The organism is Pseudarthrobacter oxydans (genome assembly GCF_013314975.1).
In the GTDB taxonomy this organism is placed as follows: Bacteria; Actinomycetota; Actinomycetes; order Actinomycetales; family Micrococcaceae; genus Arthrobacter; species Arthrobacter oxydans.
Map to the genome: position 1 here is coordinate 34,256 of NZ_JABTYH010000009.1, position 16,376 is coordinate 50,631.

The 16,376-nt window shown below is 69.0% G+C and carries 15 protein-coding genes; 5 read left to right on the forward strand and 10 right to left on the reverse strand.

The features are described from left to right. Window positions 1-157 precede the first annotated feature (157 nt). Together HTS88_RS08010 and HTS88_RS08015 are read left to right on the forward strand one after the other, a co-directional pair. Window positions 158-850 carry a GNAT family N-acetyltransferase gene (locus HTS88_RS08010; RefSeq protein ID WP_174177157.1) on the forward strand — a complete coding sequence of 231 codons (693 nt, stop codon included), beginning with the start codon at window positions 158-160 and terminating at the stop codon, window positions 848-850. A 65-nt stretch (window positions 851-915) separates the two neighbouring features. Continuing rightward, complete coding sequence (locus HTS88_RS08015) at window positions 916-3,291, forward strand: DEAD/DEAH box helicase (protein WP_174177159.1); 2,376 nt, start codon at window positions 916-918, stop codon at window positions 3,289-3,291. 10 nt (window positions 3,292-3,301) lie between these two features. On the opposite strand, the gene HTS88_RS08020 is transcribed toward HTS88_RS08015, so the two are convergent. From HTS88_RS08020 to ssd, 7 genes are all read right to left on the reverse strand, one after another. Beyond that, window positions 3,302-3,736: an Rv3654c family TadE-like protein gene (locus HTS88_RS08020; RefSeq protein ID WP_377088494.1), complete on the reverse strand. Its 435-nt coding sequence runs from the start codon at window positions 3,734-3,736 to the stop codon at window positions 3,302-3,304. Continuing rightward, window positions 3,733-4,254 (reverse strand): TadE family type IV pilus minor pilin, encoded by a 522-nt coding sequence (locus HTS88_RS22150; protein ID WP_246256090.1) that lies wholly within the window; start codon window positions 4,252-4,254, stop codon window positions 3,733-3,735. Before HTS88_RS22150 ends, HTS88_RS08020 begins: the two co-directional genes overlap by 4 nt. Beyond that, window positions 4,251-4,598: a DUF4244 domain-containing protein gene (locus HTS88_RS08030; RefSeq protein ID WP_174177160.1), complete on the reverse strand. Its 348-nt coding sequence runs from the start codon at window positions 4,596-4,598 to the stop codon at window positions 4,251-4,253. The genes HTS88_RS22150 and HTS88_RS08030 overlap by 4 nt, the downstream gene beginning before the upstream one ends. A 140-nt stretch (window positions 4,599-4,738) precedes the next feature. After that, a complete protein-coding gene (locus tag HTS88_RS08035; RefSeq protein ID WP_174177162.1) occupies window positions 4,739-5,356 on the reverse strand; it encodes a type II secretion system F family protein in 618 nt (205 codons plus the stop codon). Then, window positions 5,353-6,123, reverse strand: a complete 771-nt coding sequence (locus tag HTS88_RS08040) for a hypothetical protein (protein WP_174177164.1) — start codon at window positions 6,121-6,123, stop codon at window positions 5,353-5,355. Before HTS88_RS08040 ends, HTS88_RS08035 begins: the two co-directional genes overlap by 4 nt. Next, on the reverse strand, window positions 6,120-7,475 hold the full coding sequence (locus HTS88_RS08045) for a TadA family conjugal transfer-associated ATPase (RefSeq protein WP_174177166.1): 1,356 nt from the start codon (window positions 7,473-7,475) through the stop codon (window positions 6,120-6,122). The genes HTS88_RS08040 and HTS88_RS08045 overlap by 4 nt, the downstream gene beginning before the upstream one ends. Further along, window positions 7,472-8,536, reverse strand: coding sequence for a septum site-determining protein Ssd (gene ssd / locus HTS88_RS08050; protein WP_343044906.1), 1,065 nt, complete (start codon window positions 8,534-8,536; stop codon window positions 7,472-7,474). The genes HTS88_RS08045 and ssd overlap by 4 nt, the downstream gene beginning before the upstream one ends. A 269-nt stretch (window positions 8,537-8,805) precedes the next feature. Between ssd and HTS88_RS08055 the strand changes: the two genes are divergently transcribed. Next, window positions 8,806-10,524 (forward strand): bifunctional 3'-5' exonuclease/DNA polymerase, encoded by a 1,719-nt coding sequence (locus HTS88_RS08055; protein ID WP_174177168.1) that lies wholly within the window; start codon window positions 8,806-8,808, stop codon window positions 10,522-10,524. Between the two features lie 160 nt (window positions 10,525-10,684). After that, window positions 10,685-10,876 (forward strand): YegP family protein, encoded by a 192-nt coding sequence (locus HTS88_RS08060; protein ID WP_174177170.1) that lies wholly within the window; start codon window positions 10,685-10,687, stop codon window positions 10,874-10,876. Between the two features lie 3 nt (window positions 10,877-10,879). On the opposite strand, the gene HTS88_RS08065 is transcribed toward HTS88_RS08060, so the two are convergent. From HTS88_RS08065 to HTS88_RS08075, 3 genes are all read right to left on the reverse strand, one after another. Then, window positions 10,880-11,557: an NUDIX domain-containing protein gene (locus HTS88_RS08065; protein ID WP_174177172.1), complete on the reverse strand. Its 678-nt coding sequence runs from the start codon at window positions 11,555-11,557 to the stop codon at window positions 10,880-10,882. Next, complete coding sequence (gene nth, locus HTS88_RS08070) at window positions 11,554-12,348, reverse strand: endonuclease III (protein ID WP_174177344.1); 795 nt, start codon at window positions 12,346-12,348, stop codon at window positions 11,554-11,556. The genes HTS88_RS08065 and nth overlap by 4 nt, the downstream gene beginning before the upstream one ends. 68 nt (window positions 12,349-12,416) lie before the next feature. Beyond that, window positions 12,417-13,829, reverse strand: coding sequence for an energy-coupling factor transporter transmembrane component T family protein (locus HTS88_RS08075; protein ID WP_174177174.1), 1,413 nt, complete (start codon window positions 13,827-13,829; stop codon window positions 12,417-12,419). A 411-nt stretch (window positions 13,830-14,240) separates the two neighbouring features. Here HTS88_RS08075 and acs point away from each other — a divergent pair, with 411 nt between their 5' ends. Beyond that, complete coding sequence (gene acs, locus HTS88_RS08080; protein ID WP_174177176.1) at window positions 14,241-16,277, forward strand: acetate--CoA ligase; 2,037 nt, start codon at window positions 14,241-14,243, stop codon at window positions 16,275-16,277. Window positions 16,278-16,376: the final 99 nt, after the last annotated feature.

Consider the following 16,376-nt stretch of genomic DNA (forward strand, 5'->3'; position numbering starts at 1 on the left):
GGGTACCGGCACGCTTGGGACGGGCGGAGCGGGAACCGTGGCTGCCGGAGCGGCGGCCACGACTGCCGGCCCGTAACGGCGCTTTCGCCGCATCACAATTGCATAAGCTCTTGGCAGCCCCCTGTTGCTGGCGACCGGGCTGGAATAGTCTCATGCCATGAGTCCGGAAACCATGGTTGAAGACATCACTGGCCTTCTTGAGGTGTGGGTGGCCGGCTGGGCCGGTTGTCGCGGTTACCGGACATCCACCGAGGGCCGGTTCCCTGCCGTGCTCCGTGCCGACACCAGCGGCGACTGGGAATTCTTCGCCTCCGAGCCCACGGACGATGAATTCGCAGCCCTGGCCGCTAAGACGGCGGAGGCGCCCGCGAGGGTCCTCACCATCCTCACCAATGACATCCCGCGTTACTCCGCCCTGGCGGAACGGCACGGCCTGAACGTGACCTCTGCCTCGCAGGCAATGATGATCGTGGACATGGAAACCCAGGACGCAGAGGATCCCTGGCTCCCCGACGACGACCTCACGCACTCAACGTGGGAGCAGGACGGCGTGCACTACGCAGAGGTCCGCTCCGGCGACACCCTGGCGGCCAGCGGACGCGTCTTTGTGGTGGGGGAAACCGCGGTGTTCGACAAGATCATCACCGAACCGGCTTTCCAGCGCCGTGGCTTGGGCAGTTTCATCATGCGGGCCCTGGCCGCCCAGGCCTTCGAGCACGACGTGCAGGAGGGCCTTCTCCTGGCCTCCGCTGACGGCCGGAAACTGTATTCCCACCTCGGCTGGACCACGGTTTCCCATGTGCTGATGCTCTCCGCATCCCACGACGGTTCCGACCTTTCCCTGAGCTGACCCGTCCTGTTACCCCCGTGGCGAACCGGGGCCGGCCAGGCCCCGCCGGGTGAAACAATGTGGGGGTGAACCCCCATGACTCCCTGATTCCCTTGCTGGGCCGCGGCCCGGACCCGGAACAGCTCCGTCATGTGCGCACCATCCCGGCCCGCGAGGCCGAGCATGAGCCGTGGCCCGCGTGGGTGCACCCCGACCTGGTGGCGGCATACGGTTCGCTGGGCATCCAGGAGCCCTACCGGCACCAGGTGGAGGCAGCCGGCATAGCCCACGGCGGTGAACACGTGGTGGTGGCCACCGGAACCGCGTCAGGGAAGTCGCTGGCGTATCAGCTGCCGGCCCTTGACGCCATCCACCGCTCCGAGCTCCGCGTCCTGGCCGACCCGGGGAAGATCCACGACGACGGCGCCGTCACCCTGTACCTCTCCCCCACCAAGGCCCTGGCCGCCGACCAGCTCAACGCCATCCGCGCCCTGGAACTGCCCACCGTGCGGGCGGAAACCTATGACGGCGACACCGACCCCGCGTCCCGCCGCTGGATCAGGGACCACGCCAACTTCATCCTGGCCAACCCGGACATGCTCCACTTCGGGATCCTTCCCAACCATGCCTGGTGGGCGGGCTTCTTCCGCCGCCTGCGCTACGTGATCATTGACGAGGCCCACAGCTACCGGGGCGTTTTCGGCTCCCATGTGGCCAACCTGATGCGCCGGCTGCGCCGGATCTGCGCGTACTACGGTGCAGGTGCAGCCCATCCGGGGCCGGTGTTCATCGCAGCCTCCGCCACCGCGTCAGAGCCTGACGTGTCCTTCGCCCGCCTCATTGGTGCCCCGGTCAAGGCCGTGTCCCGTGACGGCTCCCCGCACGGTTCCACCACCGTGGCTTTCTGGGAACCTGCGCTGACCGAGGTCCGGGGCGAGAACGGCGCCAGGGAACGGCGGACGGCGGTGGCGGAAACTGCCGACCTGCTGGCGAACCTGGTGTCAGCGCGCATCCGCACCATCGCGTTCATCAAGTCCCGGCGCGGGGCGGAAACCATCTCCTCGATCACCAAACGCCTCCTGGATGAGGTGGATCCCAGCCTGCCGCAGCGGGTGGCCGCCTACCGTTCCGGATACCTGCCCGAAGAACGCCGTGCGGTTGAACGGGCGCTGCGCTCCGGCGAGCTCCTGGGCGTTTCGAGTACCTCGGCGCTGGAACTGGGCATTGATATCTCGGGCCTGGACGCCGTCCTGGTCGCAGGATGGCCCGGCACGCGGGCCTCCCTGTTCCAGCAGATCGGACGGGCCGGAAGGGCGGGCCAGGATGCCATCGCGGCCTTCGTGGCCAGCGACGATCCCCTGGACACCTTCCTGGTGAACCATCCCGAGGCGATCTTCGACGTGTCAGTGGAAGCGACGGTCTTCGATCCCTCCAACCCCTACGTCCTGGGGCCGCACCTGTGCGCCGCGGCGGCCGAGCTTCCCCTGGGACCCGCGGAGCTGGGTCTGTTCGGAGCCACCGCGGAGTCCCTCCTGGACAGGCTGGTGGCGCAGGGCTACCTCCGGCGGCGGCCCGCGGGCTGGTTCTGGACACACTCCCAGAGCGCGGCCGCCATGGTGAACCTGCGGGCCGACGGCGGCGGGCCGGTGAGCATCGTGGATGCCGAGACCGGGTCCCTCCTTGGCACGATGGATTCCCCGCAGACGCACTACCAGGCGCACACCGGCGCCGTCTACATCCACCAGGGTGACAGTTACGTGGTGGAGGACCTCAACGAGGACGACCACTGCGTGATGGTGCGCCGCGCCAATCCCGATTACTACACCACAGCCCGGGACGTGACCCAGATTGAGGTGCTGGAGACCCAGCGGACGGTGGAATGGGGTGACATCTCCGTTCATTTCGGCGACGTGAAAGTGACTACCCAGGTTGTCTCCTTCCAGCGCAAGGCACTCATCTCCAACGAAATCCTTGGGGAGGAGCCGCTGGAACTGGGTGCCCGCGAACTCTTCACCAAGGCCGTCTGGTTCGTGGTGGACAATCGCTCCCTCACCGGGGCAGGCCTTATCGAAGCCCAGTTCCCTGGAGCGCTGCACGCAGCGGAACATGCTGCGATCGGCCTGCTGCCCCTGGTGGCGTCCAGCGACCGGTGGGACATCGGCGGGGTGTCCACGGCCCTGCACGCCGACACCGGGGTGCCCACCATCTTTGTGTACGACGGACACCCCGGCGGCGCGGGATTTGCCGAACGCGGTTTCGACAAGGCCAAGGTCTGGCTGACAGCCACCCGTGACGCCATCAAGGCCTGCGAATGTGATTCCGGGTGCCCTTCCTGCGTCCAGTCGCCCAAATGCGGGAACAAGAACAACCCGCTGGACAAGGGGGCCGCCGTCACCCTCCTCGACGTCCTGCTCAAGGACGCCACCGAAGGTGCTTCCCCGGGCCTGCAAGTCCGGCACTGACCTGGACTGGCTAGGGCGGAGGCCCCGCACGGGAGCGCCCATGGGCTGAACCGAACACCGTCCGTTCCACCAGCTCGGTCCTCACTTCAACGGTCTGGCCAGTACCCTCCGCGCAGCCCACCACGGCGGCCCCGTGCTGGGCAGCCACCTCCGCCGCAACGGTGCACGGTTCCCCGGAGGCAAGGCCGCGCAGGGCGTCGGCCGCTGCCAGTGCAGCAAGGTCGGCAGCGGCTGCCGCCCTGCTGGCCAGGACGGCCGACTGCGCCAGCAACAGCATCAGCGCCATGGCCGTCATCACCACCAGGGCAAGGCCGGCCGCCAGCACCGTCCCCGAACCGCGTTCCCGGTTGGTGCCGTCTGCATGGCCGTTCCGGCCTGAACCACGACGCCCGGTCATGTTCGCCCCGAGCCCGCGGCCCGTTCCGGGTGCCTTGCCGTGGGTCATCCCGCCGCCTCGCTCCGGGTGGAGGCCCGCGCAGTCAGATGCCACGGGATGGATGCGCCCAGGGGTCCACCCACCCTGTCTGTCACGGTGACATGCAGCCACTCGCCGTCGGCCGATACCGCCGCGGACGCCGACCCGCCGGCCAGGGTCCGGACGATTCTTTCCACAGTGGCGGAATCGTCACCACGGGCAAGTGCGCGGGCGCCGGCACGCGCTCCCTCCTCCAATCGCAGCTGGGTGACCCCGGCGGAGGCCCCCGCCAGCAGCATGGCCAGCAGTAGCAGGACCGCGGGCAGGGTGACGGCAAACTCCGCTGTCACCGCGCCGCACGACTCCTGGGCCGCGGGACCTCCGGTGGGACTGCAGGCCGCACGGTCCCGCCCGCCGGTAGGTCCGGTGGCGGACTGTGCGGCGGCGGACGGACCCGTGGTGGAGGGACCCGCGGCGGACTTACCTGCGGTGGTCTGGCCTGGACCGAACGGATCCGCGGCCGGGAGCACGGCCGGGGCCTCGGTCATGGCAAGGCCAGCGCGGTGCGGATCAGGGTGAGCAGGAAGCCGCGGACCTCCTCGCTGCGAAGGATGAAGACAAGGAGCCCGGCAAAGCCCACGGCGGCAAGGGTGGCGATGGCGTATTCGGCGGTTGCCATCCCTGCCTCTGATCCGAGGAGCCGGACCTTGCCCTTGATGGTCCGCGGCGCGCCTGCACCCGGATACAGTTCCACGGTGTGGGCGGTCAGCGGGCTGCTGCCCCCGGCGCGGAGGCCGTGGTGGCCGGTACCGCGGTGTTCCCGGGAGGCGGCACGGGCAGCGGCGGGCGCCGCGGCCCCGCCAGTGTAAGGGCGGCGGTGATGAGTGGACATGTGGTGTTTCCTTCCTTTGGGCCGGTGGTGTTGCCGGCTGTCTTGACTCTTCCGGGCCTGGCGTGGAGCGGTAAGCCGTGGGGGTTCGTAAGTGGAAAAGCCCAACGGTTTCCCGCCTGTGGAGGAGAAGACACAGGCGCCTAGGAACCGGAAGGCACAAGGGCCAGGAGCACAGGAACCACGCCCAGGCAGATAAAGGCCGGAAGGGAGCAAAGGCCCAGCGGAACCACCAGCTTCACTCCCAGTGATGCCGCGCGCTTCTCTGCGGCACGGAACCTCTCCCGGCGGAGCCGTGCCGCCTGCGCGTAGAGAATCGCTGACGACGGCGCACCTGTCAGGGCAGCGAACCCCAGGGCGTCGCGTAGTTCCAGGACCTCGGGGAGCCGGACCGCGCTGCTGCGCCATGCGGTTTCCCAGTCGGCCCCGATTGCCAGTGCCGCCACCACCGGCCGCAGGGCTCCGCTGTACTTGCCAGAAGCCGAGGCTGCCACCAGTTCGAGTGAACGGCCGATGCCCGACCCGGCGTCCAGCATGGCGGCCACAAGTTCGAGCATCATGGCGGTGTCCCTGAGCCCTTCGGGCGCAGGTCCGGACAGATGCCCTCCGTCGCCGGCGGAGGCCTTCGCGCCGCGGCAGGTGGAGCCGTCGGACCAACTGCGCAGCCACTTGCGGGGCCTGCCCCGCCCGCTGCCGGCCAGGGCTGCCGCCGCGGCGAGGGTAAGGAAGATCGCGAGCACTGCGGCGGAAGGCGGGGTCATGGCGCTCCAGCCCCTGCTGCCGCGGCCACCAGCCTGGCCGACCACAACCGCCCGGCCACTGTCAGGCCGGCTCCGGCTGCAAGTGCTGCGAGTCCCCAGGGTGTTCCCAGCAGGATGGCGAGCGGGTCCACGCCCAGGGCCATTCCCAGGCCCAGCCCCATCAGCGGCAGCCAGGTAAGGAGGCTGACGGTGGCCTTTGGTCCGGCCAGGGCCGTCTGGCGGGCCGCGTCGGCGTCGTCCTCCACTTCAAGCTGCGCGGCGAACCTGGTCAGCACGTCCGCGAGCGGACAGCCGCTTGCCTCCGCGATGTCGAAGCATGCCGCGAGCTCGGACCAGATGCGGGACTCTTTGTCCCGCCGGGGAAAGGCGGACGGCGACGCCCGACGGATGGCTTCCGAAACGGGAAGGCCGCGGCCGGCGGCAGCACGCGCGGCGGCGAGCATGGCACCGGATCCCGCGGACAGGCCGTACGCATGGGAGCCGGACGAACCGTAGACGTCCCAGATCTCCTCCCAGAGCCGTGCCGGCGTGCGGCCGCCTTTGAGCAGCGCGGCGAGTTGCTGTACCACCAGGGTCATGGGCGCCGCTGGCTGTGCTCCTCTCCCGGCACCACGCAGCTTCCGCGCAAAGCCGCCCCGCGAGGGGGCTTTGCGGCCCACAGCCGGGCCGGACACGCCGGTGCGGCGCAACCTGGCGGGGGCACCCAGCGGCGGCCTGGCAAACAGCACCGCAGCCAGTCCCAGGGAAACGACAAGAAGGAGCATCATGCGGGCAGTCCCGGGTCAAGCCCCAACCGTGCCGCCAGCGCCGTCCAGGCGGGGCCGGCGGCCACGCTACCCTCGACAGTTTCCAGGGCAGGCTGGACGGTGAGCCCGCCGGGGCCTTCCCCGATCAGGCCCACGCCCGCCACTGCCCGGCCGCGGCGCGTCCTGTCCACGTGGATGACCACGTCCAGCGCGCTCGCTGCCTGGAGCCTCACGCCGTCAGCGTTCATTCCGGCGAGCGCACCGAGCGCAGTGAGCCGGGCGGGAACAGCAGCGGCAGTGTTCGCATGGATGGTCCCGCCCCCGCCGCTGTGTCCGGTGTTCATGGCAGTGAGAAGCTCCCGGACTTCCGCTCCGCGGCATTCGCCCACCACCAGCCTGTCCGGGCGCATGCGGAGCGCCTGCCGGACGAGATCGCCAAGGTCCACTTCTCCACCGCCTTCGAGGTTTCCGTGGCGTGACTCCAGGGACACCACATGCGGATGGACGGGATTCAGTTCCGAGGCATCCTCGATGAGGACCAACCGTTCTGCCGGACTGCACAGGCCGAGCAGCGTGGAGAGCAGGGTGGTCTTGCCGGACCCGGTGGCCCCGCTGATGAGGAAGCTCAGCCTGCGCTCCACCACCCGTTCCAGGACGTGCTGCAGTCCGGAGCTGAACATGCCGCTGTCCCGCAGCTCATCCATCGTGAAAACACGTTCGCGCCGGATCCGGATGCTGAGCAGCGTCCCGGCCGTTGAGACGGGCGGCAGCACGGCATGGACTCGGTAGCCGCCGGCCAGCCGCACGTCCACGCAGGGTGAGCCGTCATCAAGCCGCCTGCCGCCTGCCGCCACGAGCCGGCAGGCCAACGCCCGGAGCTGGGCCTCGTTGTCGAAGGCCACGGGCACCCGCTCGATGCCGCGGCCCCTGTCCACCCACACGGACCCGGGAGCATTCACAAAGATGTCCGTTACGGCCGGGTCCCGGGTGAGGGACTGCAGGGGCCCCAGGCCGTTCAGCTCGGCGCTGATGCGCTCCACGGCGGCGAGCGAACCCGCAGTGCCCAAGAGCTTCCCTGTGGCCTGCACCGCCGCAGCCACGCGCGACGGCGTAACGGCTGCCGCGTCCGACATCATGGAATCCCGCACGGATTCCAGGAGTCCCAGGTCAACAGCCTGCCGCTCACCCGTGCGGCGTTCACGCCGGCGCCATTCGCCGGGGCCGGGTTCATCCGGGCGCCTGCCCTCCTGGCGGGGACTGACCAGGAGGGGACTGTCCTGGCGGGGATTGTCCCGGCCCGCGTCCAGGATCCGCGCCCGCCGCCGGATACCTGCCTCAGGGTCCGTTGCCCCAGCCGCCGCCTGGTGCCTCATTCACGTTCTCCGGCGGCCAGCCCGTCCCCGAGGAGGTCCAGCACGGAAGCCGCGAAGTGCCGGACCGCCCGCCGCTTGCCCAGCTCAAGGAGGCGGCCCGATTCCATGGCCCCAGCGACTCCGCGCAGCTCAGGCACCCGCCCCTGGACCGGAAGTCCGATGGCCTCGGCGATCAGGGGGCCGTCCAGCGCTGCGCCGGGCTTGCCACGGACCAGGAGGGCAGCCTCAACCGGCGGAAACTCCTGGAGCAGCCGCACGGCCGCCACAGCAGCCTTCAGCTGCGCCGGGACCACCATGGCGATGCGGTCGCAGTCCCAGGCGAACGTATGGATGGGGTCGGCTCCCCGGCCAATGTCCACCACCACCAGCTCATACCCGCGGCGGGCAGCATCAAGGATGCCTGCGGTGGCGGCAGCGGCAACGGGTACCGGCTGCTCCCGGGTGGCAGGCCACGACAGGAATGAGAACCCGCCTGCAACAGGCAGCGAGTCCGCAAGCTGGATGGGATCGATGCTGCCCCTGGCCTCGGAAAGGTCGGGCCAGCGCAGGCCGGGATTCTCTTCGGCGGCCAGGGCCAGTTCCAGCCCGCCGCCCCAGGGATCGCCATCCACCAGCAGCACACGGGCTCCGAGTCCGGCCGCCGCCTGGGCGATCCAGATCGCAGCCGTGGTGGCCCCGGCACCGCCGCAACCGCCGGTCACGCCAAGGATCACCCCGCCTGGCCCGGGTGAACGGGACCGGCTGAGATGGTCGGCGAGCCATGCTGCGGCGTCGGGCAGGACAGCCACCCGTTCTGCACCGAGGACAGCCGCAAGATGCCACAGGCTGTCACCTTCGCCGTCAAGTCCCACCAGGACAGCGGGCGCCCGCCGGCGCGGGGGCAGCTCCCGGATGTCGCTTCCCACCAGCACGGCTGCCGCCCCGTCCCAATGCCGGCCTCCCTCTGCCGGGTTGGCGGCAACGCGCAGCTGCGCCCCGGCAGCGGCCACGATCCGCTCCACCTCGGCACGAAGGACAGGGGAGGACGTCACCAGCAGGATGTCCTCACCGCCGGCCGGCAGCCACGCGTCCCCGTCGCCTCCCGCAGTGCCCGCCGGCCCAAGGACATGGGGCCGTAAGCGTCCCGGCGGACCTGCCCCTTCCGGGCCGCCGGCGGCTCCGGCGTGCGAAGGATCAAGGTGGGACGGGTCAGGGTGCGAGGGATCAGGACGGGACGGGATCAGCTGGTGCCTGCTCATACAGCCACTCTCCGCCCCGGGACCACAGCGGGTAAGGACTCCAGCCACGTATGTGGAAAACCAGGTCCAGCAAGGCAAGGCAGAATAAGACCATGTACCTGCTGCTCGCCGCCCACCCCCACGGCGCGGCCCTGCAGGAACTCACGCAGGCCGGACAGCCAGTGCACGCCACGCCCGAACCCCGGCTGGTCAGCACCGGCGATCTTCCCGCCGTCGTACGTCACTTCGAAAGTCTCCGGCCAGGCGGGCAGCCGCCCCGCTGGATCTGGCACCGCACCCAGGACTGGTACCCGGCCCTGCTGGCGTCCGGCGTCGAACTGGAGCGGTGCTACGACCTCAGCCTTTGCGGCAACATCCTGGCGTTCTCCCGCTTTACCGAGCACACGGACTACGCCAGGAACACGGAACGCATGGTGGTTGAGGATCCTCTCCAGCCTCCCCGGTCGCTGCAGCCGCCGCCTCCCCCGGCAGACCAGGGCGCCCTGTTCGATGCTCCCGGGATCCGGCCGGAAACGCACCGCAGCCCTGAAGAGCTTCGTGCTGAATACGCTGCCCAGCAGGTGGCGCTGGCCGCGGTCAGCCCGGAGGATAACCGGCGGAACCGGCTTCAGCTGCTGCTGGCGGCCGAGTCCGCAGGGGCCATGATCGCCGCCGAGATGCAGCACGCCGGCGTCCCCTGGCGCGAAGACCTCCACGGGCAGATCCTCGCCGACCACCTCGGCCCCCGGCCTCCCCTGGGCCAGCGCCCGGCCAGGCTTGAGGCGCTGAACCAGGAGCTGCGCGGACTCCTGAACGCGCCCACGCTGAATCCCGACTCCCCGCAGGACCTCATGCGGGCCCTGCACCGCAACGGGATAGAGGTGAAAAGCACCAGGAAGTGGGAGCTGAGGGAATCCACCCACCCCGCCATCGAGCCGTTGCTCGCCTACAAACAGCTTTCCCGCCTGCATGCAGCGAACGGCTGGGCCTGGCTGGACGCCTGGGTGGACGGTGGACGGTTCCGGCCCGAGTACGTGGTGGGTGGCGTGGTGTCCGGCCGCTGGGCGTCGCGCGGCGGCGGCGCCCTTCAAATTCCGCGCCAGATCCGCGGCGCAGTCCATGCCGATCCGGGCTATAAGCTCATCGTCGCGGATGCCTCCCAGCTGGAACCGCGCGTCCTGGTGGCCCTCGCCCGTGACCCTTCCATGGCGGAAGCCGCCCGGAACCAGGACCTCTACGCGGGCATCGCCGCCAAAGGATTCGGCGGGGACCGGGCAAAAGCGAAGATGGCATTACTGGGGGCCATGTACGGCGCCACTTCCGGCGAGGCCGGCCGCCTCATGCCGCAGCTCGCAAGAACTTTTCCCCGGGCAGTGGACTTTGTTGAGCAGGCGGCCCGCACCGGCGAGGCCGGCGGGACAGTTACCACCCGACTGGGACGGAGCAGCCCGCCGCCGTCGGAGCGGTGGTTCCAGAGCCAGCGGTCCGCTTCTGCCGAGGAACAGCGCCGGGCAGAATCAATCGCCCGTTCGCGTGGACGCTTCACCCGCAATTTTGTTGTGCAGGGTTCGGCTGCGGACTGGGCGGCGTGCTGGCTGGCGGAATTACGACGGCGGCTGCGCACCCTCCGGACCGACGGCCACGTCAGCGCCGAACTCGTCTTCTTCCTGCATGACGAGGTGATGGTTCATGCGCCGGCGGACGCGGTGGACGCCTGCATCACCGCCATTGAAGAGGCGGCCAGCGCTGCCAAGGAACTGCTGTTCGGGCCCATCCCGGTGGAGTTTCCCGTCAGTGTGGCCGTTGTTGATTCCTACGACAACGCCAAATAGGTCCGCGGGCCCCTGCGCCGCGGGGAGCTCACGACCCCCAAAGTAACCTACCCGGGAGTAGCTCGCCAGAGGCTTGTGGCGCGGGCTATGGTCGACGTGGCGACTGAGGCAGATCGGTCAAAAGCTGATGCAACGACGCATTCCAGGGGAGGTCCGGCATATGGCGGGCAGGTTTGAAATTCATCGAGTAGGCGAGGAGTCCTACCGGCTGCGGCTCACCGACGCAGAGGGCAACACGGTTGCCGTCTCACCCAAGTTCAAGTCCCTCAACACAGTGCTTGAGGGCGTCAATGCGGTCCGGGAGAACGCGGCCACGGGTATTGTGGTTGATCTCCGCCAGCAGCAGGCCTGAGGGCTAGGCGCCCATCCGGTGGAGCCGGCTCCGGTCCCACGGAACGGCCCAGCCCAGCTGTTCAAACAACCCGTTCAGGACAATTCCGGTAAAACCCCACACCACCACACCGTTCACCGTGAAGGCCGGGCTGTCGAAGCTGCGCCCGGCACGGTGGACGGTTGCCATCACGCGGTTGTCCGGGTCCAGCAGGTCACGGACCGGTACCCGGAACACCTGCGCCGATTCGGCGTAGTCCACCACACGGACAGGTGACGGGGAGCGCCACCAGCCCAGCACCGGCGTCACCAGGAAGTTGCTGTGGGCGAGCCCCAGCTCCTGCAGGGTGCCAAGGACCTCCACACCGCCTGAGTCGAGGCCGGTTTCCTCTTCGGCCTCGCGCAAAGCTGCCTGAACCGGCGTTTCCCGGGCGTCAATGGCGCCGCCCGGGAACGCCACCTGCCCCGGGTGCGAACCCAGGGTGTGGGCGCGCTCCAGCAGGAGGACGTCTAGATCGGCCGGTGCCAGAGGCTTGCCCGAGACAGCCGGAACGTCATCGAGGGCGCCAAAAAGCATCAGCACCGCCGCCCTCCTGGCCTGTTCGGCATCCACCGTCAGGGCCGCCCAGAGGGCATCCGGCGCGGCAGCGTCTCCGGACTCAGCCCGGCGTGCCAGTTGCAGCAGGTCCTCGCGCGCGCTCACGGTGTCCTCTGCTGGGAGGCCATCCGGATCTCGGCGGCCCTGTGGGTCTCGGCCAGCAACTGATCCAGCAGCGCCTCGCTGCCGGGCGCGAGCTCGTACTTCAGGAGCTTGGCTGCCTTCGCGGGGTCTGTTTCGCCCAGCCCGAAACTGGGGCACCAGGTGGCCACGGGGCAGGCCCCGCACGCGGGCTTCCGCGCGTGGCACACCCGCCTCCCGTGGAAGATCACCCGGTGGGACAGCATGGTCCAGTCCTTGCGGTCGAACAGTTCGGCCACGTCCTGCTCGATCCGGACGGGGTCATCAGACTGCGTCCAGCCGAAGCGGTTGGCCAGCCGGGCGAAGTGGGTGTCCACGGAGATGCCGGGAATGCCGAAGCCGTTGCCGAGCACCACGTTGGCCGTTTTGCGTCCCACGCCGGGCAGCGTGACCAGGTCCTCCAGCCGGCCCGGGACCACCCCGTTGTAGTCGTCCACCAGGCGGGTGCACAGGGCAATGACGTTCCTGGACTTGGCCCGGAAGAACCCGGTGGGTTTCAGGATCACCTCAAGGTCCGCGGGATCCGCCTCGGCCAGGGACCGCGCGTCCGGGTAGCGGTCGAACAACACCCTGGTGACCTGGTTGACCGTGACGTCCGTGGTCTGGGCGGAAAGGACCGTGGCCACGAGCAGTTCGAACGGGTTGCGGAAATCAAGCTCCGCGTGGGCGTAAGGGTATTTCTCCGCCAGCGCCCTGTTGATCCGCCGTGCCCGCCTTTTCAGTGCCAGCACGGACTCGGAGGACACCACCGGCATGCCGGCTGCCTGGCCGGCGGATGCCTTGGCTCCGCCGGCCCCGGGTGCCCTGCCCTCCCCCATGGACGTCAGCCGCGCTCGATGTTGCTGAGGTCCCGCAGGACACCCAGCCGGCCGTCAGTGTGCTGGACCAGGAATTCGTGGCCGCGGTCCTCAAGCGCCAGGACCCAGCCGCCGGGTTCGATAACGAACGCCGGAGCGCCCGTGCGCGGGTCATAGGCGGTGCGGTGCTGCGCAACCGCAAACCAGAATGCCTCGTGAATGGGCTGTTCTTCCGATTCATCCGGACGGGTGGAGGGGTCCACCGTGGCGCCGATCGGCTCCTCGGTACGGACCTGCTGGTGCACTGCGGTGGCAGGCGTGGGCTCCCAGCCGCTCCGCGCACCCTGCGCGGAGGAGGAGCTGCCGTGGCCGGACGGCGTGGCCGGGTGCGTGCCGCCGTCGTGGTTTGCTGAGGCTTCGTGATGCTCTGCGGCAGCGGCTGAGCCGGCGCCGGCAGCTGCCGGTACATCCCCCAGCCGGGTTTCCTCTGCGGCGGGCGTTGAGGAGGGGCGTACGACGTCGGCCGCCTGGGTTGCGGGGCCCGGGTCGCCGGCGGGAGTCCAATCGGATACCTCGGGAGCGGTGGAGACGGGCGCAGCAGCGGTGGGGACGGCTGCCGTGGCAGGGGCGTGGGACGCCGCGGCCTGTCCGCCGGGACGCGGAGACGCCTGCTGCGCCGCCGGGCCCTGGTGCCCCGCTGGTGCCGGCTGTTCAGCTGATCCGGGCTTCACCGCCGAGGATCCTGCGCCTGCGCCGCCAAACAGCCCCCCGCCGGAAAGGATCTTCGAGCCGGGCCTGGAGTCTTTCGACCCCGGGGCGGCTTCTTCCTTCGGCTTCTTGGGGGCGCGGGGTTTCCGGGTGGGAACAGCGGCCTCACGGGCCACCACGTGGGCGGGCACTTCGGCCCGGTCCTGGAAGTCACTGGAGAGATACGGCAGGAAACGGCCCAGCACTGTTGCCGCGAAGAGGACCAGGGAGCCGATCAGGCCCACCAGGAGGCTGGGTACGTAGGCGCCGGCCACGGAGACAAAGAAGAAGGCCACGGCAAAGGACGCAACCACTGAGGCGAACTGGTCGATGGACAGGGAGCCGATCCGGATCTTCGTGGCCGGGGACAGCCTGCGGGCCGCAAAGAGCGCGCTGACGATCAGGGGCAGGACGATGCCCAGCCCCAGGAAGAACAGGTTGTTGAGGTTCCACAGGTTGTACCGGGCGCCGAAGATCGGCAGCAGGGAGGCGACAAAAAGGATCAGCGTGCCGCCGAAGACAGTCATGTCCCGGATGGTGAAAGGACCCAGCACTGCCTCGTTGGAGGCCTTACCTGCGGCGGGGGCCTTGCCCGCGGCGGCCTGGGAGCCTGGCCCTTCAGCGGTTCCGGCACCGTGGCCGGACCCTGCCGTCTCGGGGCCGGTCTTCTGGCCGAAGCTTTGCTGGTTCATTCTGCTCTCCTTAGCGTGGCGGCACCGGGACCTGTGTGGTCCCGACATCGTGCCGTCTTGACGGCGGTTCCTTCGTGGCCAGGCCCTTGTGGTGCCTGGCCAGAACGGTCCGCAGTGAAGTCACAATTCCATCCCAGCCTAGTCAAGGGCCAGGCCGATCACTAGCTGACCACGCACCGCGGGGGTGGCGGGAAGCTGCCCCGGAAAACCATTCACCGCTTAATAAATGCCGTTCACGGGCTGCGGTGTGACACCGCACACATCGCCGCCAGCCAAAGCATTAGTCTTGATTCCGGAACAGCTCTTTGCGGAATGTCCGTGACCAGCCGGTGCCCGACGTCGTGCAGGCGGCGGAGCCCGGCCGGCGGCGGACATCCCGCCCAGCAAAGATCGATGAATGATGAGGTTCACATGTCCCAGGACACTACAAGCGCCGTCGTAGACGCTTCCGCAAGCACAGGGCAGCCGGGGTCAGCCCAGGGAGCCGGGCAGGGCGATGCCTTTGAAAACCTGCTTCATGAGACCCGCAGGTTTGCGCCCTCCCCCGAGTTCGCTGCTGACGCTGTCGTCACCGCCGCGGAGTATGAGGACGCCAATGCAGACCGTCCCGCGTTCTGGGCGAAGAAGGCGCGTGAGCTGCTGACCTGGAACAAGGACTTTGACCAGGCGCTTGACTGGTCCAACCCTCCCTTTGCCAAATGGTTCGTCGGCGGAGAGGTCAACGCCGCGTACAACGCGTTGGACCGTCACGTGGAGAATGGCCTCGGCGACCGGGTGGCCATCCACTTCGAGGGCGAGCCCGGGGACACCCGCACCTACACCTATGCCCAGCTCACCGAGGAAGTGAAGAAGGCCGCGAACGCTTTCGAGTCCCTCGGCGTGGCCAAGGGTGACCGGGTGGCCGTCTACCTGCCGATGATCCCCGAGGCCGTCATCACCCTGCTGGCCTGCGCCCGGATCGGTGCGGTGCACTCCGTGGTGTTCGGCGGGTTCTCCGCCGAAGCCCTGCGGTCCAGGATCGATGACGCCGAGGCCAAGCTCGTAGTCACCGCCGACGGCACCTACCGCCGCGGCAAGCCCAGCGCCCTGAAAACCGCCGTGGACGACGCACTCTCCCACGTGGGCGACGGCAGCGGCCACACAGTCCAGAACGTCGTGGTGGTTAAGCGCAACGGCCAGCACGTTGACTGGCACGAGGGCCGGGACCACTGGTGGGACGACACCGTCGGGCAGGCATCCACCGAGCACACCGCCGTGGGCCACGATTCCGAGCACCCGCTGTTCATCCTCTACACCTCCGGCACCACCGGAAAGCCCAAGGGCATCCTGCACACCACCGGCGGGTACCTCACCCAGACCGCCTACACGCACAGGGCGGTGTTCGACCTGCATCCGGAAACGGACGTGTACTGGTGCACGGCCGACGTCGGCTGGGTCACCGGCCATTCCTACGTCGCCTACGCGCCGCTCATCAACGGCGCCACCCAGGTGATGTACGAGGGCACCCCGGACTCCCCGCACCAGGGCCGCTGGTGGGAGATCATCGAGAAGTACAAGGTTTCCATCCTCTACACCGCCCCCACCGCGATCCGGACGTTCATGAAGTGGGGCAGGGAGATCCCGGACAAGTACGATCTGTCCTCCCTCCGGGTCCTTGGCTCGGTGGGCGAATCCATCAACCCAGAGGCCTGGATGTGGTACCGGAAGGTCATCGGCGGGGACAAGACCCCCATCGTGGACACCTGGTGGCAGACCGAGACCGGCGCCCAGATGATCGCCCCGCTCCCCGGGGTTACCGCCACCAAGCCCGGCTCCGCCCAGGTCCCGCTGCCCGGCATTGCGGTGGACGTGGTGGACGAAATGGGCGAATCCGTGCCCAACGGCCACGGCGGCTTCCTGGTGATCCGGGAGCCATGGCCGGCCATGCTCCGCGGCATCTGGGGCGATCCCGAACGCTTTAAGGACACCTACTGGTCCCGGTTCGAGACCATGTATTTCGCCGGGGACGGCGCCAAGAAGGACGAGGACGGGGACATCTGGCTCCTGGGCCGGGTGGATGACGTCATGAACGTCTCCGGGCACCGGCTCTCCACCACCGAAATCGAGTCGGCGCTGGTGTCCCACCCCGCCGTGGCCGAGGCCGCCGTCGTGGGTGCAGCTGACGAGACCACCGGCCAGGCCGTCGTCGCGTTCGTCATCCTCCGCGGGGACGCCGTGGATTCCGGGGACGCCATCGTCCAGGAACTCCGGAACCACGTGGGCAAGGAGATCGGGCCCATTGCCAAGCCGAAGGCCATCCTGGTGGTCCCGGAACTGCCTAAGACCCGCTCCGGGAAGATCATGCGGCGCCTGCTCAAGGACGTCGCGGAAGGCCGGGACCCGGGAGACGCCACCACCCTCTCGGACCCGACCATCATGCAGCAGATCGCAGCGTCCCTCCGGAAATAAGGCGGAAGGGGACTTTACGACGGCGGCGCCTGGCTCACAGCCGGGCGCCGCCGTCGTCGTATGCTGGGAGCAGACCCGCCCCCTGCCCTGAAGGATCGC

Bases quoted from the DNA above. Each gene is read 5' to 3' on its own strand.
- acs (WP_174177176.1), top strand. From the start codon at position 14,241: ATGTCCCAGGACACTACAAGCGCCGTCGTAGACGCTTCCGCAAGCACA.
- HTS88_RS22150 (WP_246256090.1), bottom strand. From the start codon at position 4,254: ATGACCGAGGCCCCGGCCGTGCTCCCGGCCGCGGATCCGTTCGGTCCA.
- HTS88_RS08040 (WP_174177164.1), bottom strand. From the start codon at position 6,123: ATGATGCTCCTTCTTGTCGTTTCCCTGGGACTGGCTGCGGTGCTGTTT.
- HTS88_RS08010 (WP_174177157.1), top strand. From the start codon at position 158: ATGAGTCCGGAAACCATGGTTGAAGACATCACTGGCCTTCTTGAGGTG.
- nth (WP_174177344.1), bottom strand. From the start codon at position 12,348: ATGCCGGTGGTGTCCTCCGAGTCCGTGCTGGCACTGAAAAGGCGGGCA.
- HTS88_RS08030 (WP_174177160.1), bottom strand. From the start codon at position 4,598: ATGTCCACTCATCACCGCCGCCCTTACACTGGCGGGGCCGCGGCGCCC.
- HTS88_RS08035 (WP_174177162.1), bottom strand. From the start codon at position 5,356: ATGACCCCGCCTTCCGCCGCAGTGCTCGCGATCTTCCTTACCCTCGCC.
- HTS88_RS08020 (WP_377088494.1), bottom strand. From the start codon at position 3,736: ATGACCCACGGCAAGGCACCCGGAACGGGCCGCGGGCTCGGGGCGAAC.
- HTS88_RS08055 (WP_174177168.1), top strand. From the start codon at position 8,806: ATGTACCTGCTGCTCGCCGCCCACCCCCACGGCGCGGCCCTGCAGGAA.
- HTS88_RS08075 (WP_174177174.1), bottom strand. From the start codon at position 13,829: ATGAACCAGCAAAGCTTCGGCCAGAAGACCGGCCCCGAGACGGCAGGG.
- HTS88_RS08045 (WP_174177166.1), bottom strand. From the start codon at position 7,475: ATGAGGCACCAGGCGGCGGCTGGGGCAACGGACCCTGAGGCAGGTATC.
- HTS88_RS08060 (WP_174177170.1), top strand. From the start codon at position 10,685: ATGGCGGGCAGGTTTGAAATTCATCGAGTAGGCGAGGAGTCCTACCGG.